Annotated in this window: 15 protein-coding genes; 6 read left to right on the plus strand and 9 right to left on the minus strand. The window is 32.8% G+C overall.

The features are described 5' to 3' along the window. Positions 1–131 precede the first annotated feature (131 nt). The 4 genes from ABD935_RS06520 to ABD935_RS06535 are packed head-to-tail and all read left to right on the plus strand — an operon-like array spanning position 132 to position 6011. A complete protein-coding gene (locus tag ABD935_RS06520; RefSeq protein ID WP_345190915.1) occupies positions 132–890 on the plus strand; it encodes a HEAT repeat domain-containing protein in 759 nt (252 codons plus the stop codon). Between the two features lies 1 nt (position 891). Then, on the plus strand, positions 892–2322 hold the full coding sequence (locus ABD935_RS06525; RefSeq protein ID WP_345190916.1) for a glycosyltransferase family 2 protein: 1431 nt from the start codon (positions 892–894) through the stop codon (positions 2320–2322). An 11-nt stretch (positions 2323–2333) separates the two neighbouring features. After that, complete coding sequence (locus tag ABD935_RS06530) at positions 2334–4748, plus strand: sulfatase-like hydrolase/transferase (RefSeq protein WP_345190917.1); 2415 nt, start codon at positions 2334–2336, stop codon at positions 4746–4748. Positions 4749–4760: 12 nt separating this feature from the next. Next, entirely contained in the window at positions 4761–6011 is a 1251-nt protein-coding gene (locus ABD935_RS06535; RefSeq protein ID WP_345190918.1) for a YaiO family outer membrane beta-barrel protein, read from the plus strand. A 55-nt stretch (positions 6012–6066) separates the two neighbouring features. Here ABD935_RS06535 and hflX read toward each other — a convergent pair whose 3' ends face one another. Next, positions 6067–7266, minus strand: a complete 1200-nt coding sequence (gene hflX, locus ABD935_RS06540) for a GTPase HflX (RefSeq protein WP_345190919.1) — start codon at positions 7264–7266, stop codon at positions 6067–6069. Positions 7267–7358: 92 nt separating this feature from the next. On the opposite strand from hflX, the gene ABD935_RS06545 reads away from it, so the two are divergent. Further along, positions 7359–8327 (plus strand): endonuclease/exonuclease/phosphatase family protein, encoded by a 969-nt coding sequence (locus ABD935_RS06545; RefSeq protein ID WP_345190920.1) that lies wholly within the window; start codon positions 7359–7361, stop codon positions 8325–8327. Here ABD935_RS06545 and ABD935_RS06550 read toward each other — a convergent pair whose 3' ends face one another. The 3 genes from ABD935_RS06550 to ABD935_RS06560 all read right to left on the minus strand — a co-directional run bounded on the left by ABD935_RS06550 (position 8328) and on the right by ABD935_RS06560 (position 13043). Further along, positions 8328–8705 (minus strand): hypothetical protein, encoded by a 378-nt coding sequence (locus ABD935_RS06550; protein WP_345190921.1) that lies wholly within the window; start codon positions 8703–8705, stop codon positions 8328–8330. It abuts the gene before it with no gap. A gap of 38 nt (positions 8706–8743) precedes the next feature. Beyond that, a complete protein-coding gene (locus ABD935_RS06555) occupies positions 8744–10189 on the minus strand; it encodes a DUF5689 domain-containing protein (protein ID WP_345190923.1) in 1446 nt (481 codons plus the stop codon). Positions 10190–10250: 61 nt separating this feature from the next. Continuing rightward, on the minus strand, positions 10251–13043 hold the full coding sequence (locus tag ABD935_RS06560; RefSeq protein WP_345190924.1) for a carboxypeptidase-like regulatory domain-containing protein: 2793 nt from the start codon (positions 13041–13043) through the stop codon (positions 10251–10253). A 154-nt stretch (positions 13044–13197) separates the two neighbouring features. On the opposite strand from ABD935_RS06560, the gene ABD935_RS06565 reads away from it, so the two are divergent. Continuing rightward, positions 13198–14283, plus strand: a complete 1086-nt coding sequence (locus tag ABD935_RS06565; RefSeq protein WP_345190925.1) for an endonuclease/exonuclease/phosphatase family protein — start codon at positions 13198–13200, stop codon at positions 14281–14283. A gap of 119 nt (positions 14284–14402) precedes the next feature. On the opposite strand, the gene ABD935_RS06570 is transcribed toward ABD935_RS06565, so the two are convergent. The 5 genes from ABD935_RS06570 to ABD935_RS06590 form a co-directional block, all read right to left on the minus strand. Further along, the gene (locus tag ABD935_RS06570; protein WP_345190926.1) at positions 14403–14840 is read right to left on the minus strand and encodes a hypothetical protein; all 438 of its coding nucleotides are present in this window, start codon (positions 14838–14840) and stop codon (positions 14403–14405) included. A 352-nt stretch (positions 14841–15192) separates the two neighbouring features. Next, positions 15193–16812, minus strand: coding sequence for a glucose-6-phosphate isomerase (pgi, locus tag ABD935_RS06575; protein WP_345190927.1), 1620 nt, complete (start codon positions 16810–16812; stop codon positions 15193–15195). Between the two features lie 3 nt (positions 16813–16815). Next, the gene (locus tag ABD935_RS06580) at positions 16816–18081 is read right to left on the minus strand and encodes a peptidoglycan DD-metalloendopeptidase family protein (protein ID WP_345190928.1); all 1266 of its coding nucleotides are present in this window, start codon (positions 18079–18081) and stop codon (positions 16816–16818) included. Between the two features lie 26 nt (positions 18082–18107). Further along, positions 18108–19025, minus strand: coding sequence for a tryptophan 2,3-dioxygenase family protein (locus ABD935_RS06585; protein WP_345190930.1), 918 nt, complete (start codon positions 19023–19025; stop codon positions 18108–18110). Further along, a complete protein-coding gene (locus tag ABD935_RS06590) occupies positions 19022–19813 on the minus strand; it encodes a DUF3108 domain-containing protein (RefSeq protein WP_345190931.1) in 792 nt (263 codons plus the stop codon). The genes ABD935_RS06585 and ABD935_RS06590 overlap by 4 nt, the downstream gene beginning before the upstream one ends. Between the last annotated feature and the right edge of the window lie 490 nt (positions 19814–20303).

Consider the following 20303-nt stretch of genomic DNA (forward strand, 5'->3'; position numbering starts at 1 on the left):
AAAAGCAATGAAATAAATCAGTAAAATGGTTAGATTTAGTGTGTCCAAAATTTATTTAGGACAGGATTGATTCCAAAAGAAAAATAATTGTTGATGTTTTATTTGACTTGATGAATGAAGTTTCTGGTGAAATGTCAAGCACCATACAAACATTCTACCATAATACAGGCCTTATCAATTATGCCTACGATAGGTTAGACAGTAAAAAGTGGAATATTATTGCCAAAGGGATAGGTGAATTAAGACGCTTTAGAGTTGAAGAAGCAAGTCATAAAATAGCTAAATTCATAAACTTCCCTCGACCAGAAGTCCAAAGGGAAACCCAGCTATATATGGTTAATTTATTCCTTTTTGAAGGCCTCTCTTTTTTAGATGAGTTAACCACTACACTTTCCGAGTGGGCACAAATTCAATTGCTTGAAACTTTACAAAAATTCGAAAATCAAGAAATATGCGACATACGTCCATGGCTAAAATCTACTAATGATTCCGTAGTGCTATTTGCACTTAAACTAGCTCAAATTTATAATCAATTTGAAGTAAAAGATACCTTAATGGAGTTATTGTCACATACAAATAAAGATGTACGGCTTAATACCATAAATGTACTTACACATTTATACGGAATTGAAGCTAAAGATATTCTTAAAGCCAACTTTAATACGCTTAGTATAGAAGAACAAATAAGCTTCTTCGGGCTTTTAGAAAAACTAGTAATGCCAGATGACGAACCTTTTATAGAAGAACATTTATTTCATAAAAATTTCGAAATACAATTATTAGCCCTAAATATTTTAAAAGAAATAAACATTGACAAATATATGGGCTTTTCAAAGCTTTCTAACAAAGAAAAAAGTAAAGCTATGATTAAATCAGAAAACACTATATAATATGGATACAAGTTCGGTTAAAATAATTTTACAAATACTCCATTTTATATTTTTTGGATACGCTTTTGCCGCCATTCTATCCTACATTATTCTTTCTATTATATCTGGCAAAGAAACCATTGAATACTCAAAAAAGAGAAGTTTTGTTAATTATAAGGATATTCTGTCCTCAACCATATCACCATCAATAACCATTATTGCACCTGCCTATAATGAAAGCTTAAATGTAGTTGAAAACGTTAGGTCATTATTGTCTAATCACTATGTAAATTACAGCGTAATAATTGTGAATGATGGTAGCAATGATGATAGTTTAGAACGCCTTATTGCAGCCTATGATTTGGAAAAAACAGAATACATTATTAATGAAAAAATTAAAACTCAACCACTAAGAGCAGGAGTATTTAAATCAAAAAATCCAGCTTTTGAAAAATTAATGGTTGTAGATAAGGAAAATGGAGGAAAGGCAGATGCTTTAAACATGGGCCTCAACATGAGTAAAAGCAAGTATGTAGCCTGTATTGATGTAGATTGTTTACTTCTTGAAGATGCACTACAAAAACTAATAAAACCTTTTCTTGATGAAACCGAAACCAAAGTAATAGCAGCGGGCGGTGTTATAAGAATTGCAAATTCTTGTGTTATTAAAGGTGGTAAATTAATGGATATTAATTTACCAAAAAGCTTATTAGTTAAATCTCAAATTTTAGAATATTTACGTGCTTTTCTACTTGGCAGAATGGCTTGGAGCAGATTAAATGGTTTACTAGTTATATCTGGAGCCTTTGGTATTTTGGATAAAGAAATAGCCATTACTGTTGGCGGCTATGATACCGAAACTGTTGGTGAAGACATGGAAATTATTGTGAGGATGAGGCGTTATATGGAAGAAAAAAACGAAAAATATAGGGTGTCTTACATCCCTGATCCTTTATGCTGGACAGAAGCACCAGACTCCTACAAAATATTTGTTTCTCAAAGAAACAGATGGACAAGAGGCACTATTGAAACCTTGAAAAAGCACCGTAAAATTGGTTTTAACAGAAAGTATGGCTCATTTGGTTTAGTAAGTTACCCGTATTGGTTGATATTTGAACGACTTGCTCCAATAATTGAATTGGTTGGACTTATATACTTTATTATTTTAATAATTCTTCAGGAAGTTAAATGGGAATACGCCATATCCTTTCTTATTTTATCCTATCTATTCTCGGTGGTATTTTCTCTAATCGCCATATATTCCGAGGAGTTAACCTTTCATCAATACAAAAAGAAAGGCACAGGACTCAAACTCGTTTTATTAAGTGCTTTAGAACCATTTGCACTACATCCATTTATACTATACGCTGCTATAAAAGGAAATTATGACTATTACTTTAATAAGAATAAAAAGTGGGGACATATGGTTAGAAAAGGATTATCAACAACATAACTTAAAATGTAATGAAAGTGAAATTTTTAAATAAAGATATTTTCAAATATGCCAATTTAACGTTGTCACTAATTGGGTCGTTTTGGTTAATAAGCCTCTTTGAGCTAATCATGGCTAAATCTACCCAAACCCATTTTATTCTTGCATTATTATATAAACTTACAAACGACTTTTGGGGAGGTTTAATAATTGGACTATTAGTATTTCCTTTGTGCTTGTTCATAAATATTTTTGTTAAAAAACAAGTGTTTAACATTATCAAAATTTTGTTTGTAATTATTGTAATTATTCAATTTTCACTTGTAAAATATAGCTTAACTACCTTGCTTAATTTAGGAGCCGATCTTTTAGGATATTCCATGGATGATATTTTTAATACAGTATCATCTTCAGAATCATTTTCCATAGCATATTTTATTCCTTTTATAGTTTTTCCGTTACTATTTTTCTTAGTACTCAGGTTACTAGCAATATATTCCAATGAGCGTATATTAATTGCTGGAGGATTAATAGTTGTATTGCTATTTGGCAGCTTAAAACTAGTACTTACGGATGTCTCGGAAGTTTCATTTCAAAATAAAATAGCCTTTTTAACTTCAGATATTATAAAATTTCAAAACGAAAAAAATAAGTTAAACGCTTATAACTTCAACAGAAACGATTACCCGCTATTAAAACCTTTTGGTGACTCTAAAGATGTATTATCTCCCTTTTTTAACATTACACAAGAAAAACCTAATGTAGTGGTTTTAATTGTTGAAGGCCTTGGCAGTGAATTTGTTGGCGATAGAACATATAGCGGCTTTACACCGTATTTAGATGGACTTATTTCAAAATCATTGTATTGGGAAAATTTTGTAAGTACAACAGGTCGCACTTTTGGTGTTGTCCCTTCTATATTAGGGTCTTTGCCTTTTGGCGAAACGGGGTTTTTAGAACTCCCTAAAACGCCATCTCATATTTCACTCATTAGCGTATTGAAAGCTAATGATTATTCAACGTCTTATTATTCTGGAGACCAATCTAGTTTTGATAAAAAAATTAACTTTTTTGAATACAATGACATTGACAATGTTATAGATGAAAATAAATACGAACCTGAATACACAAAAACAGAAGCTAACTCTGGTGGGTTTTCTTGGGGGTATCCAGATTCCGAAATATTTAAAAAAGCCCTTGCTACTATCGATAAATATCCTGAACCTAGGTTAGATATTATCATGACGTTATCAAATCATGAACCTTTTAATTTTCCTAATAAAGAATACTATGAGAGCAAAGTAGATAGTATTTTAAACTCCAGCAAAAATTTTAATATTCCACGAGAAGAAATTTTAGAATATAAAGATATTTATACAAGTTTATATTATACAGATAACTCTATAAAAGACTTTATGGATGCTTATAAAAAACGAAAAGATTTTAACAATACCATATTTATTATAACTGGAGACCACAGGCTTATTCCTATTCCTCAAAAAGACAAACTATGTAGGTTTCATGTGCCATTATACATTTACAGTCCATTATTGAAAAAACCAGAAACATTTAAATCGGTTTCATCACATTGGGATATTGCGCCAAGCTTACTTTCTTTTTTAATGAATAATTACCAATTTAATAAACTAGACGAAACAGCTTGGATGGGCAAAGGATTAGACACAACAAAAGCCTTTAGAAATATTAATAAAATCCCATTAATGCGGTATAAAGGAAGCGTGAATGATTATATATATAAAGACTATTTATACTCTGATGGAGAGTTATATAAGATAAATGAGGATTTTGGAACTTATAAAGTTCATGAAGAAGCATTAACAAATGCTATAGGAGATTCTTTATTAGCATTTAAAAAAACGAATGCTTACATAACAAAACGCAACAAAATTTTTCCGGACTCGCTTAATATTTATGTAAAACCGAAAATAGATTTTTCAAATGAACAGTTAGCCATGATAAGCACTATGGCAAAGAACAAAACATTTGATGATACTTTTAAGATTGCTCAAAACAAAGCTTTCAATAAAAAACGCAAAGAAGCCCGATTATTATGTGATTATATTTTAAGCGAACTCCCTAATCATTCTGATGCTAGAACTTTAAAAGGACGAACTCTAGCTTGGGATGGCGACTATGCTAATTCTGAAATAGAGTTGCTAAACGTAATTAAAAGATCGCCTTTTTATTTTGATAGTTATTTGGCGATTTTAGACCTATACTGGTGGTCTGAACAAGAAGAAAAATCAGAAAGTCTATATAAGCAAGCTTTAAAGAATAAAATCGATAATCCAGATTTAAGTTTTAAAATGGCCAATGCTTATGATCGCCAAAACAATAAAAACCTAGCCGTTAAGTTAATGGATAGCTTAGTTAAAAAACACCCAAATAATGCTGATTATATAGCATATAAAAAATCCCTAAATTAAAAGTTTCATCTAATGAATAAATATTTTTTCATACTATTATTTTTGTCAAGCTGTTGCTTTTATGGACAACAGAAAGTATTTAAGGGAGACCCTGATGAGGCATTTAAAAATGCTAGAGAACTTGCTTTTAATGGTAAGCGCAAACAAGCTCAAGACACACTGATCTTAATTTTAACTAAATACCCAACATACAACGATGTTAGGTCTTTTTTAGGAAGTACATATTCATGGGACGGCGACTATAAAAAGGCGAAAAAAGAATTCGCTATAGTACTAAAAGATGACACAGACAGACTAGACACTTGGGAAGCCGCTATAAAAAATGAAATGTACAGCGATGCAACATTTAGCGCCTTGGAGCTGGCAAATAAAGCTTTAAAACATTTTCCAGACCATGACGAATTACTTTACCTAAAAGCAAGTGTGCAAGAAGACTCCAATAAACAGGAAGAAGCTTTAAAAACCATAGAAAAATTATTAGAAAATAATCCAAAACATGAAAAAGCTATCAATTATAAAAATGACTTGATAAATAAATTAAGTCATAATACTATTGGGCTAAGATCTTCTATCGAGGTCTATTCTGAAGTGTTTGATCCTATGCAATATTACTTATTGCAATATGGAAGACAAACAAAATATGGAAGTATAAACGCAAAAGTTAACTTTAGCAGACGATTTGCTTCAAATGGCTGGCAATTTGAAGTGGATTTATACCCAAGAATCTCCGAAGGGCTGTATGCATACTTAAATTTTGGAACCTCTGAATCCTCATTATTTCCAAAAATTAGATATGGTGCCGAACTATATAAATCCTTACCTAAAAGTTTTGAAGCATCACTAGGGTTTAGATCTTTAAAATACTCTGAAACCACTAATATCTATACAGGTTCAGTTGGTTGGTATACAGGAAACAGTTATTGGTCTTTTAGATCATACGTTACACCAGACAATGCTGGATCAAGTATATCTGGAACTTTAAATTACAGAAAATATAGAAAGGATGCTAACAATTATTTTAGCATTGATGCTGGTATGGGCTTTTCTCCAGAAATTTACAGATTTGAATTTGAAGGCAACCAAAATGCTATTATAAACCTTAATTCACAAAAACTAAACATAGGCTATTTTTTCACTTCAAAAAACGATAAAAATGCATGGGGCATACGCTCGGGGATAGTGCACCAAGAAATAAGTTTTGACCCAGGTTCTTATTTATGGATTTTTGATATTGGCATTTCTTGGAATATAAAGTTTAGATAACCTTATAATAACTTGAATATATAATGTCGTAATAAGGAATTGAATTATTTTTGGCTTACTCCATATCCTCGTAATTATAATCTGGATATAAGAAATGATTATAGGGAAAACGCGTGACGTGAATCTCACGAACCTCATCGTAAACACGCTTTTTAAAATCTTCTAAATTTTCTTTATTTAAAGCTGAAATAAATAAAGCGTTATTACCTACTTTATTCATCCATGTACTTTTCCATTCTTCAAGAGAATAATGTCTTTCGGTGCGTTCGGTTTCCAAATCATCTTCCTCTAACGGTTCGGCTTCAAAAGCATCAATTTTATTAAACACCATAATGGTTGGCTTGTCCCCACTTTTAATTTCGCCTAAAATTTTCTCTACAGATGCTATGTGTTCTTCAAAATTAGGATGTGAAATATCTACAACGTGCAATAGCAAATCGGCTTCACGAACCTCATCTAAAGTACTTTTAAAACTATCAACTAATTGGGTTGGCAGCTTTCTTATAAACCCAACCGTATCACTCAATAAAAAAGGTAAATTTTGAATCACCACTTTTCTAACGGTAGTATCAAGCGTGGCAAAAAGCTTGTTTTCTGCAAATACTTCACTTTTACTAATAACGTTCATTAGTGTAGATTTACCAACATTTGTATATCCCACAAGTGCCACACGTACCATTTTACCACGGTTACCACGTTGCACCGCCATTTGTTTGTCAATGGTTTTTATTCGCTCTTTTAATAATGAGATTTTATCACGAACAATACGTCTATCTGTTTCAATTTCGGTTTCTCCAGGGCCACGCATCCCAATACCCCCTTTTTGACGCTCAAGGTGAGTCCACATCCCTCTTAAACGCGGCAATAAATATTCGCATTGCGCTAACTCTACTTGAGTTCTAGCATAACTTGTTTGGGCGCGTTGTGCAAAAATATCGAGAATCAAATTAGTTCTATCTAATACTTTTACATCAAGGATTTTACTAATATTACGCTCTTGTGCTGCCGTTAATTCATCATCAAAAATAGCAGTATCGATATCGTTTTCCTTTATAAATTGGCTCACATCCTCCATCTTCCCTGTCCCAATAAAAGTCTTAGGATTTGGCATGTCCATTTTTTGCGTAAAACGTTTTACAGCATAACCACCAGCAGTAAAGGTTAAAAACTCTAATTCATCTAAATATTCTTTAGATTTTTCTTCATCTTGCTCTTTAGTGATAACGCCTATTAAAACTGCCTTTTCTAATCCCATATATTCCTTTCTATTATAAAAAATATTATGCAGCAAAGTTACATAATTACAATCATTTTAATTTTTAATATTTTTAAGCCTATTTTTGATTTATGACAGACCATTTAGAAGATATCCCCGTACGCGATGATTTGCAAACTATTGCCTTTTACAATCTTGAAAATTTATTTGATATCCATAATGATAAACATACGAATGACAATGATTTTTCACCAACTTCGGCAAAAAAATGGACACCTAAGCGTTACGATAATAAACTACGTAAATTAGGTTTTGCAGTTTCAAATATTGGGAAGAAAGAAACAGGAAAACACCCAGCAATTATTGGGCTAGCCGAAGTTGAAAACGCTAAAGTCATTGAAGATCTAATTGCTTCTAAGTATTTAGAAAACTGTAACTATGGATATGTCCATTATGATTCTTTAGATGAACGTGGTATTGATGTGGCCTTATTGTATGACACTAATGCTTTTGAGGTAATATATTCTGAAACATTCATAGTGCATCTCACAAAAGATAATGGCGAAACAGATTATACCAGGGATATTTTATTAGTATCTGGATTACTTGATGGCGAACACATCCATGTAATTGCAAACCATTGGTCTTCTAGACGCGAGGGCGAAAAAGAAACGGAACATAAACGTTTTGCAGCCGCTGATAAAGTCATTGAAATAATAACAAATTTAAATATTGAACACACCAATCCTAAAATAGTGGTTATTGGCGATTTTAATGATGACCCTACTAGCAGCAGTATTAAAAAGCTAGTTATTAGTCAAGACCTATTTAATCCTATGGAAGTTTTACACACCTACTCTAGAGGCACGACGACGTACAATTTTAAATGGAATTTATTTGACCAAATAATCTTCTCTACTAATTTTTTTGAAGCTACACCAGACACTTTAAGTTTTGATAAGGCCAATATTTTTGATGATGATTTTTTAAAACTTTTAAAAGGAAAGTATAAAGGGAAACCTTTTAGAACTTATGTTGGACCCAAATACAAAGGTGGATATAGTGATCATTTTCCTGTATATGCTGTTTTTAAGAAGTGATTAAACGGCTTGAAATAGCACATAAGTCAACCCCAAAATGGTAATTGGCAATAACCAAAGTAGCCATATGTTATAGGTAATCTTTCGGTTTTTAATCATTTTAGCGTTTAGCACTTTTCTTTTTCTGCCGCCGTATTGCATCCAGTTTTTGAAATATATAAAAATGGCGACCATTATAAATAGTGTCCATGCTTTACTTGCAGACATGGTATCTACACGCATTTGCCTAAAAAACCCAGCAAAAAACACACCTAAAAGCAATAACAAACTGCATTGTAAAAACGTAATATAAAATGTTGCAATGCTATTAGCTTTTTTGCTCTTTTTGGTTTTGTAATGTTGAAAGAAATGAAAGAATAGGGCGTCGAATGTGTTCATTAAATAATTTATTATGTAAAGGTATCACTTATGTTTTACTATTCCACATAATCAATACTAATCTCATCCAACTCATAAATACCATCAAAAGTATCTTGACCGCTTCCCGTGTATTTGAATGCGATGTGCATTATTCCTGTAGCACATGATAAATCAACACTTCCCGAATTAAACCATGGCACAAACGAATCGGTATCTTTTACAACGTACGCTGCAGATAACACGCCCCATGTTGCTAAAGTAACACCTGCTTCAGTACCATCCCAATCCAGTGAATACAGCACTTCCATAAAACTACTATCAGACAAACTATTAGAGGTTTTAAAACGTAATGTTTCGCCATCTTGAGCATCTAAATTAATAGCGGGCGTTATTAACCAGCCAATGTTACTATCATCTCCCGAACTGGACGATTGAAATCTGGCAGAACGCCCCAAAGAGGCATTGGATGATGTTGACGAATAGCCTTCCCAAGCTTCGGTACCTGCTTCAATATAATTAGTCCATCCATCAATAACGATGGGTTTATTGTTTTTTTGAGGTTCAAAATCTTCATATAATAAATTCCCTGAACCAATAGTTGATGCTAAACCACATGTTAATTCCATAGGGTCGCAACGCTCGGTACTATCAAAATTAACATCAGCAGAGCTATTAATGACTAGCACATTAAAATCATCTCTAAAATCCCTACTGAAAATACCTGTAACATTTCCTTTACCTTGAGGCACAACTAACGATTTAAAATCTGAAAATGTACTGGTTTGCATAATCATTGAAATACCAGAATCGCAACTTTCAAGTAGCCGTAATCCATCAAATTCATCGAAGGATTCACTTGCATAAGTTGCACCCATTTCAAACCTATTTAATTGCATATTATTCAACTGAATTAACGTGTTTTCATCTAACTCGGTTAAATCTGCTAAGCCTGTAACTTTAGGTATAATAGTCTCTATTTCATTACTTCTAATTACAATAGCTTTATACTCGGCAGCTTGAATTTGTTTAACATCAACAGCATCACCTTTTCCAATGGTAATAACGCCACTAGTTTCTCCTATGGTTAAACCATCCATTTTCACATATACTTTTTGTCCGAATTGAAAGGTGTCTGATAAACTGCTTACGTTAATATCTACTTTAAAACCTAACCTTGGATCGTTATCTGGGCTACTGTCATCGGTTTTATTCTGAATAATTAATTCTTCAAAAAAGTTTCCAGATTTATCGGAAGACACCACATAGCCTTCAATGTATAAATCTGGTTCATCATCAATAACCACAGTTGCATTTCCATCATTTACAGCTTGGTCATAAAGCGATTTCATGGCTCTAAATGTGGTTATTTGTTCTAGCGGAATATTAGGCTCGGTAATTGAAATATCTGGTGTACCATAATCGTCATCTTTAATGCATGATGTGAAAAGCAACAATGCCAGAATAACACTTGATACTATTTTTATTTTGTTGATTTTTTTCATAATAAATTCATTTTAGGTTTCCTCCCGATAACTATTGGGATTAGAAGGAATGACAATTTCATCAGAACCTAACATTTAAGTTTAAAAAATACGTTGTTCCCCTACCGTACCAATATTTAGAACCAAAAACTGGTGTATCTAAAGCTTTATCATCTCTTAACTCTCTATAATTAGCATTTCTACCTTGTTCAAAACCACCTGTTTTATAAATTTCATCCAACAGATTGTTGATACTTGCAAAAAAACCAACATAATATTTACCAATCTTCCATGATTTTCCTCCAATTAAATTCACCGACATATAATCATCAAAACGTTCTTGTTTCAACAATTCCCTGGCTAAATCTTCATCATAATCATTAAATACATTACCATCAAAATCTGTATTAAAATTTGTGGATCGCGTTAACGGACTCACATCTACATACGTATTTGCAAAGAAGTTGGCCGTAGCACCAAACCACCAATAATCTGGGTCACGATATTCAAATCCTACAGAGTAAGCACTCTGAGGGCCTGAAGCTAATTTATAGCCTTTTAATTTTGATTGACCGAAGTCTTTAAAACCATCTACAAATCCTGCAGCAATGGCTTCGTCATCTGGTTCTGTTGAAAGAAATAAGTTTGGATTATTATCATAAGTAAACTGCCCAACAGCAGCAGCTCCTTTTAATTTTATTGTTGGTGTTACCTGAGCTTCAATGCCTAATTCTGCTCCAAAGTGCTTTTTATCGATTCCTTGTAAAATCTCTTGTACAAAAGCTGTGTTATCTCCACCAATACCATCAGCGAAAAAGAAAGATATTTCGCTGGCATCAGAAATTTTCGTGTAATAGCCCGTTAATTTTGCTTTTACAATAGGTGAACGAAAAACATAACTAGCATCAACTGAGGTTATGTTTTCTTCAGAAACATTTGGTACAATATTATGATTTTCTCTAGAATTTGAAAATGTATTTTGTATGGATGGCGCTCTTAAAATGTAGCCTGCATTAAAATCGAACACGTGCTTTCCTGTTAGCTTATAAGTGAACCCAGATTTTGCTCCATAGCCAGTAAATATTAATTCATTACCCTTATCTAAGGAACTATCAGGAAACCCTCCATTTTGATAAATCCCTTCTCTTTGGTAGGTTGTGTTTTTTACACTTCCCGAAACATAAAAATCTATTTTTTTATAAGAAAACTGTGCTTGAGCATAGGCACTTAATTCGTTTGCGAAAATATTATAGTGATATTTAAACTTATCGCCTTCCCCAACTATTCTGTTTGGGTTTAGTAAATCGTTTTGAGCTTCATCAATAGTTGTTGCAAAACCATCAATATCTAAATAAGTAGATGCACCTAAAAGGTCGATAACTTGTGCGAAATTTTCAGATTTTAAGGATTTATAGTTTATTCCGGCATTAAGTATAATGTTATCGTTAATTTCTTCGGTTAAAATACTATTTACAGTTATTTGCCTATCATCAACTCGGTCTTCATATAAGGCGTAAATAGCGTTTTTACCATTTCCAATATTAGCCCTATACATAGCATTCCAATCAATTTGACCATCATTTTCAAAGGCTTTTAATGCCTTATATGCATTTCCTAAATCATCTGGAAAATTCCGTTCAGCATAGCTTGGGAGTTTTTGATAGTAGGTTGGACTTGGGTTTGCCCCTCCACCTTGTGGAAATCCGTCAATCAAATCTGTACCATTATAATCTAATCGGCTGTTTCCCAATTTCCCGAATTGATAGCCAACATTTGTATTTAACTTCATTTTATTATTAAGCTCCCAATAATGGTTTAGCATAATAATAGGTTCATTTACTTCTTTAATCCTGGAGTTACGTTTTTCTCCATCTTGCCAGCCCCAATATTCGTTATATTTTATGTCTTTTAAATCATAAATTTCTTGTGTATTTGGTGATGATTTCCCTCGACGGTTGGGCGTATAAATGGCTGTTAAATTTAAACTATGTTTGTCATTGATTTTCTTTTCCACGGAAGTAAAAAACGAGTTAGAACTATAACTTGTTGCATCTTGATAACCTTCGTTACCCCAACGTCTGCCCACAGAAACCATATAAGCCCAATTATTTTTCAATAATCCTGAAATATAAGTTCCCATGATTCGATTTGTATAACTTCTATTTGAAGACGAATAGGTTATACGTGATCCAGGTCTAGCTTCAGACGCTCTAACATTTATATTTGTAGTTCCTAAAACACCACCAAAATTATAGTTTGAAGGTGTTAAACCTGAGGTTAATTCTTGGTTTCGTAATACATCGTTTAGACCTCCCCAATTACTCCATTGTGGTCTTCCGTTATAAACTTTGTTCATTTCGATACCGTTTATGAGAATGGACCCGTTTTTAGAATCTAAACCACGAACCCTAAAAAAAGATGAGCTAAACTCAAAAGCTGCTGTTCGTTGAAAAACATCTAATGATGAGGCGAGTAAACCCGAAATATTATCGGCACCACTGGTATCGTCATTCAGTTCATCATCCGATAACGTAATTACAAATAAATCTCCCGCATCTGAAGCATCTCTATCTAAAGTCATGTCGGTAATATTTACCGTTTTCCCTTCATTTACAACAATTGGAAAGCGTTTTGAAATATAACCTGTTTTGGAAATTCGTAAGATTTGTTCTCCTAAAGGCACATTTTTATTAAACAGAAATTCGCCATTGGCATCTGTTAACAGATATAAATCTGTTTCTTCTATAGTTATAGTAACACCTTCAACAGGTTCAAATGAGAGTGCATCTTTAACACTACCCTTAACTAGGGTTTGTTGTGCAAAGAGGGACATTGAAAAAATTCCTAATAAAAAAATGAGGGATATTTTACTCATATATATCTTTAAGACACCAAAATACCAAATAAACTTCAAAATAATTGATAATAAGGAAAAGTAACTAATTGATTCCAAATTTTTTACTTCAATTAAATAACTTTGGCTTAGGTTTTGTATTATAGCTGCTATAACTTATTTGTATTTTATGCCAATGAATTATTTAAAACTCGGTTTATTAACTTTATTTATTAGTGTATTTGTAAATACGAATGCACAAGAAAAGAAGTTTAAAATACACACTGTTGCCTTCTACAATTTAGAAAACTTATTCGACACCATAAACGACCCCACGAAATTTGATGAATATAGCCCCATTATGGAGTTAAAAACTGATAAAAGTGCTGTTTATAAGCAGAAAATTAGCAATATGGCACGCGTTATTGCCGATATTGGATATGATGTTACTAAAAATACACCCAGTATTATTGGGGTTTGTGAAGTCGAAAACAAGGAGGTTTTAGAGGATTTGGTTAACGATTCACTGTTAGTTCATAAAGATTATGGCATCATTCATTATAACTCAACAGATTCTAGAGGCATTGACGTGGCACTCTTATATCAAAAAAAAGTATTTACGCCTATTAACACAAGCGCTCATGAATTGAAAATCTATGACGATCAAAGTCGGAAACGAGTTTACACCAGAGATCAATTATTGGTAAGCGGAAAACTTGAAGATGATGTAATACATATTATTATAAACCATTGGCCTTCCCGACGTGGTGGTGAAGCAAAAAGTCGCCCCAAACGCGTTGCAGCTGCTAAATTGAGTAAAAGCCTTGTAGATTCTTTACAAGTTATTGACCCATACGCAAAGGTGTTTATTATGGGAGATTTGAATGACAATCCAAATAATGCCAGCGTAAAAAAAATACTAAAGGCTAAGAAATCTAAAAATGTTGGTTTAAAAGGGATTTATAACCCATTTATAAACTTCTATAAAAATGGCATAGGCACAACAGCGTATAGAGATGCTTGGAGTTTATTTGACCAAATTATGGTTACCAAGCCTTTACTTGAAAAAGATTATGCTTCATTTCAATTTTACAAAGCTGGTGTATTTAATAAAAATTATATTATTACTAAAAGCGGTACTTACAAAGGTTATCCGCTAAGAAGTTTTGGATATGATGGGTTTAATAATGGTTTTAGCGACCATTTTCCAGTTTATGTTTATTTGATAAAGGAAGTAGCCCCCTCTGTCCTGCCGGACATCTCCCCGAAGGGGAGAGACTAAATATCACCACTTTAGTTCTATATATTGAAAGATTATTCTTTTTTTAATGCAAAGAGACCTCTCAGGTTTTTAAAACCTGAGAGGTCTGGATATATCTTTATCTATAGTGTTTACCTAGATTACGCCATCCAAGAACTCCAAGGAATCCTGGATAAAAACAACACTAATGCAATCGTATAGAAAATAGCTATTGTTTTTAATTTAGCCTTAGAGGTTAGTTTCTTTTTATGTTTTGAGTAACCAATTGTAATTAAAGCAACCGCTATGATGTTTATAAATGGGTGTTCTACAAGATATAATCGCGCAATAGAATTACTCATCACTTTACCGCCTAATTCACTCCATAATTCTAATCGAGGAGAAACGAAATACAATACTAACCCAATAAGTAACTGAATATGTGACACAATTAAAGTGAATAATGATTTTCTAAAATCGTTAGCTTCATATTCCTTATCTCCAAGCGTCTTTATGATAGCATTTGCTGTAGCTATTATTAATACTAAAAGTACTAAATAGGCCCAATATGAGTGAAGTGATATTACAATGTCGTACATGGATTATAAGTATTAGGTTTATATGGCAAATGTAATAATTATATGCATAAAAAAACCGCTTCATCCCGATAGTTATCGGGAGAAGCGGTTTTAAAATTGTATAACCTTGTTTGAATTAGAAGTTGAAACGCATACTTACATTCCAAGTTCTTCCATATCCGAAACGGCCTTGATTATCTCTATTTACACCTTTATAATTTTCAGATATAACTGAAGTAGCTGGACGGTTCTGGTTAAGAGACTCTATATAGTCGAACCTTAAGAGTTTTAACAATTGTTATAAACAGTAAATTCCCCAATATTAAAAATATTGAGGCATTTTGGTAGTTTTACTAAAAAAACCACAAGTGCTTTAAGACATTTCCTTATAATAATTCAATAAATTACTTGTAGAAGAATCATGTTTATTAATTGAGCTACTATTAAATTCCTGTAAAATTTTACTGGCTAATTGTTTCCCTAATTCAACTCCAAATTGGTCATAACTAAAAATATTCCAAATAATACCTTGTACAAATATTTTGTGCTCGTACATAGCTATTAGTTTTCCTAAACTTTCAGGTGATAATTTATTTATAAAAATAGTGTTTGTTGGCTTGTTGCCTTTGAAAACTTTAAATGGGGTAATATCAGAACTAGTTCCTTCAGCAACAACTTCAGCTTCTGTTTTACCATTCATTAACGCTTCGGTTTGTGCTAAAAAGTTAGACATTAACTTATCTTGATGATCTTGATTACCATGTAACGATTTTGTAAACCCAATAAAATCTGCTGGAATCAATTTAGTACCTTGGTGTATTAATTGAAAAAACGCATGTTGTGAATTTGTTCCTGGCTCTCCCCAAATAATGGTTCCTGTTTGATAATCTATGGACTTTCCATTTCTATCGACACTTTTACCATTACTTTCCATAATGCCTTGTTGCAAATACGTGGCAAACTGATTTAAGTATTGAGAATATGGAATAATAGCTTCGCTTTCAGCTTTAAAAAAGTTATTATACCACACGCTTATTAAGGCTAAAACCACTGGAATATTAGATTCAAAATCTTCATTTTTAAAATGGTTGTCCATTTTGTTAGCGCCTTTCAATAAGCTATCAAAATTATTATAACCAACAGCTAAACTAACGGTTAGGCCAACGGCACTCCACAACGAAAATCGACCTCCTACCCAATCCCACATTGGGAAAACATTGTTTTCATCAATACCAAAAGCCTTTACATTTTTAATATTAGTTGAAACTGCTACAAAATGTTTTGCAATAGCATCTTCGGTAGCAGATTTCAAAAACCAGGCTTTTAAAGTATTGGCATTTGAAAGTGTTTCTTGTGTTGTAAATGTTTTAGAAACAATAACAAACAATGTTGTTTCTGGATCTAGTTTTTTGATAACTTCATTAACATGGTCGCCATCTACATTACTAACAAAGTGAGTTGTTAAATGATTTTTATAATACTGAAGTGAATCTACAACCATAGCTGGACCAAGGTCTGAACCTCCAATACCAATATTTACAACATCTGTGAATGCTTTTCCTGTAAACCCTTTTCTATCGCCATTTACAACTTCATTAGTAAATTTTTCAATCTTTTGTTTTACTTCATATATTTCTGGCATCACATTTACACCATCAACTTTAAAATCTGCATCCTTTGGCGCTCTTAATGCGGTATGTAACACAGCTCTTCCTTCAGTTTGATTTATAATATCGCCTGAAAACTGACTTTGAATAGCGTCTTTTAGCTTAACATCGTCAGCTAATTGAAGTAAATGTTTTAAAGTCTCATCAGTAATTCTATTTTTCGAATAATCCATATAAAAATCATCCCATTTAATAGTGAATTTGTTTGCTCTGTCTTGATCCTTGGCAAATAAATCCTTCATGTGAACATCTTTTACATTTTCAAAATGCTCTTGAAGTTTTTTCCATGACTCTGTAGTCGTTGGGTTTATGCTTGGTAATGCCATAAATTAACGGTTTTGTGAAATTAGGTTATTATTCTGTTTTATTATATGTTCAGGTTGATTTTGATCCTCAAAAACATCATCCAAAAAATGGATATTATCCAATTGGATTTTAATCGGTTTAATAAAGTCTAGATATTTTATTTTTAAAGAATCTGAAATGGGCTTAGCTTCTGGTAATTTTTGCTTGAATGGATCCACCTGCTTTCCATTTTTCCAGAAACGATAGCACACATGAGGACCTCCTGTATTACCAGTCATACCTACCCAACCAATAACATCGCCTTGTTTTACAAACTGACCAACTTTGGCGTTTCGCTTTTTCATGTGGAGGTATTGGGTTTCGTAAGTAGCGTTATGGCGTATTTTAACATAATTACCATTTCCGCCTTTTCGTCTAGATTCAGTTACTGTTCCATTTGCTGTAGCCATAATTTCTGTGCCAATTCTTGCTGCAAAATCGGTACCTTTATGTGGGCGCACTTTAAAACCGTAAACAGCAATACGTCGTTTTAAATTATACCGTGATGACACCCGGCTAAATTTTACAGGTGCTTTTAAAAAGGCACGACGTAAATTTTTAGCGTCTTCACTAAAATAATCTATAATACCTTTTGTAGAGTCTGTGGTGAATTCAAAAGCATAAAAAGGCTCTTTGTTGTGCTCAAAATAAGCCGCTTTTATATTGTGCACCCCAGTATAAATGGTATCATCAATATACTTATCGGTATAAATAACTTTAAATCGATCACCTTTTTGAAGACGTCTAAAATCTATAGTCCAAGCATAAATATCATCGGCCATTTTATAGGCTAACCTCGGGCTTAAGCCTTGTTCTTCTAAAGTTTCAGAAATATTACTTGTAATAACGCCAGTGGCCGTCTTTTCAATATATGTAATGGGCTTTCTACTTGTATATGCATGAATGGAGTCATGAAAATTTATAACCACATACTCTTCCAAATTAGGTTGATATATAAAACATTTTGGAAGTTCTAAGGAATCTTTAGTACATAAGAGCGTATATGGTTTCCCTATTTGAAGGCGTCGTATATCAAATGTGTCTTTTGCTTTTTCAGCAATGTTGAAAATTTGTGGATAGCCTACATGATTACGTTCTAGAATTTCACCAAAGCTATCTCCTTTTCTTATGGTATCTCTTTTTACAGTGTAGTTTTCTAAATTAAAACCGAATTCCAAAATCTCTTTTGGTTCCTCAACAACTACAGCCATTTCCTCAATTATGGGCTTAGGCTCGTCTTTGCAAGCCATAAAACATAGAGCTAGTATTAATACTATTATAGACCTATTCCCCAATCTTGTATTTCTTTCTCTGTCCATAAATCTGGAAAAAATATTCTTTTTTGATATTTTGGATGCATGTATTTTACCCATTCACTTCCTCCTGTTGCTTCGGCTGTTTTACCATTAATGTTCAAATAATGATTTGCCGTATTATAGTGTGCCATTACCCATTTTATGTTCACGGTGTAATCATAATGGCGCATAGCCTTAATCAAATCCTTATTGGCTTGAGATGCTTTGGGCAATGTTTTAAACTTTGCCCATAAATTATTAAATTGATAAAACTTGGTAAATCTAATGAATTCGTCCTTATACCGTGCTTCAAAAGCAGATAATGTATGGGTTTTTTTTCCTGTTTTATAATCTTTTCCAGCGGCTTGCCAATATAGGTGTTCAAAAGCGTTTTCATAGGACGAATTTCTGTCGATGGTATCTCTAAAACGTTTATCAATAAGATTGATAAGCTCTGTTGAAGCAAACTCAATTTTTCTGTATTGCGCACTTTGAAAACCACTAGCTGGAGTTAACGTGGTTCTAAATTTATTGTACTGATCCACATCCATACCATCTTTCATAATACTAAACGAAGAGGTAAGCACATCAAAATAACGGCTAATGCGCATTATTTTACTTGTAAATGTTTCGGTATCAATTTCGTTATTTTTTGCTATTTGGTCCATCTCGGAAAGCACCATTTTAAATAGCAACTCATTGACCTGATGGTACATAATAAATACCATTTCATCTGGGAATACGGTACGTTGTACTTGAAGATTTAATAAAGCATCGGTTTGAATATAATCCCAATAATTAATAGGTTTACTATGTAGCAAGCCCTCTAAATGCACATCAACATCTTGATCGATGGCTTCGTATTTTTCTTGGAGTTGGTTGAATATCTTAGGATTCAAAATTTCTTTTTATTGACAACGATTTTGAAAGGGTGTTTTAATCCTCTAAATGCTTCTAAGTCTGCTCTAAGCGAACCTACAGCTAAATCTGCTTTAATTCGTAAAGGTACTTTATTTTTGTCTTTTGACACCCAAAGCGTTAAACTTTCTTCTTCCTTAAAAACACGTCCGGCCATAACATATGGTCTGAATTTTAAAGTCTTAACGTCACCAAAATTAGTCTCAATAGTTTCTTCACCTAAATACTGTAATTTAAATCCGTAATTTTCTTCATCAAAGAACATATCAACCTTCACTTCATCGCCAACTTTTAAACTATCCGTATTCAAATTATTCCGCAAATAATAAAATGTAGATACCATATCCTGAATATTAGGCTTGGTATCTATAACCTTTTTAGTTTTATGTTTTTTGTTGTGTACGTGCGCTTTATTGTTTATTTGATCAAAATCTATTTCTAAATCTTTGGTATGCCCACCTTCATCTATATTTCTCACAAATTTATAAGGCATAATGGTATTTTTGTCAAAATAGCTTTCATACCTATCCTTTACCTTAAAAAACCACTTTATCATCCCTGTTGTCCAACCTTTACCAACTACATGATACACCTCTTTACTGTTTAAACTGGCATCTTTTACAGTAAGTGTAGCATTTCCAGCTTTAAGCCAATTGCTATAACTCATTTTAAATTTAAACCATTCACCATCTCCGAAAGCAGATTCTTGCTGGGCAAAAGCCGTTTGCATGGTTATTATTGCAGTTAATATAAGTAGTGTTTTTTTCATCCTTTATTCGGGTCATAGACAACGTAACTTCCTAAGGGTACATTTTATTGTTATGAGTAAGAAATTACAATTACTGTTCCAAAAATAAAAATTTTATTGTATTAGCTACAGTTTAGTTCGTTATTGTTCTGCTAGTTTTATAAAATTAACCGTTTATCTTGAATAATTATGGCGCTACGACTCCCAATAGCTATGGGATTGTTCAGTATCTCATCAAGTTTTTTTTACATATCTTAAATAAGTTTCAAACCAAATTTATAGTTAAGCACACAAAGGGCGCCACTACAATCTCTAACGCAATACAGAACCCCATTCATAATTATCTTACCAAAAGATTACACAGAGACACACCGAGAACCACAGTGTCTCACAGAGAAATCCCAACACAATAATATACATTAAGATTTTGATTAAAACCGAGAATTTTACAAACAGCACAAACCGCTCTGTGAATCTCCGTGAAAACTTAGCGAACCTCTGTGTAATAAAC

This window comes from Algibacter agarivorans, from assembly GCF_039543245.1.
Taxonomy (GTDB): Bacteria; Bacteroidota; Bacteroidia; order Flavobacteriales; family Flavobacteriaceae; genus Algibacter_G; species Algibacter_G agarivorans.

Bases quoted from the DNA above. Each gene is read 5' to 3' on its own strand.
- ABD935_RS06590 (WP_345190931.1), bottom strand. From the start codon at position 19,813: ATGAAAAAAACACTACTTATATTAACTGCAATAATAACCATGCAAACG.
- ABD935_RS06535 (WP_345190918.1), top strand. From the start codon at position 4,761: ATGAATAAATATTTTTTCATACTATTATTTTTGTCAAGCTGTTGCTTT.
- ABD935_RS06560 (WP_345190924.1), bottom strand. From the start codon at position 13,043: ATGAGTAAAATATCCCTCATTTTTTTATTAGGAATTTTTTCAATGTCC.
- pgi (WP_345190927.1), bottom strand. From the start codon at position 16,812: ATGGCATTACCAAGCATAAACCCAACGACTACAGAGTCATGGAAAAAA.
- ABD935_RS06555 (WP_345190923.1), bottom strand. From the start codon at position 10,189: ATGAAAAAAATCAACAAAATAAAAATAGTATCAAGTGTTATTCTGGCA.
- ABD935_RS06550 (WP_345190921.1), bottom strand. From the start codon at position 8,705: ATGAACACATTCGACGCCCTATTCTTTCATTTCTTTCAACATTACAAA.
- ABD935_RS06525 (WP_345190916.1), top strand. From the start codon at position 892: ATGGATACAAGTTCGGTTAAAATAATTTTACAAATACTCCATTTTATA.
- ABD935_RS06545 (WP_345190920.1), top strand. From the start codon at position 7,359: ATGACAGACCATTTAGAAGATATCCCCGTACGCGATGATTTGCAAACT.
- ABD935_RS06570 (WP_345190926.1), bottom strand. From the start codon at position 14,840: ATGTACGACATTGTAATATCACTTCACTCATATTGGGCCTATTTAGTA.
- ABD935_RS06565 (WP_345190925.1), top strand. From the start codon at position 13,198: ATGAATTATTTAAAACTCGGTTTATTAACTTTATTTATTAGTGTATTT.
- ABD935_RS06520 (WP_345190915.1), top strand. From the start codon at position 132: ATGTCAAGCACCATACAAACATTCTACCATAATACAGGCCTTATCAAT.
- ABD935_RS06580 (WP_345190928.1), bottom strand. From the start codon at position 18,081: ATGGCTTGCAAAGACGAGCCTAAGCCCATAATTGAGGAAATGGCTGTA.
- ABD935_RS06530 (WP_345190917.1), top strand. From the start codon at position 2,334: ATGAAAGTGAAATTTTTAAATAAAGATATTTTCAAATATGCCAATTTA.
- hflX (WP_345190919.1), bottom strand. From the start codon at position 7,266: ATGGGATTAGAAAAGGCAGTTTTAATAGGCGTTATCACTAAAGAGCAA.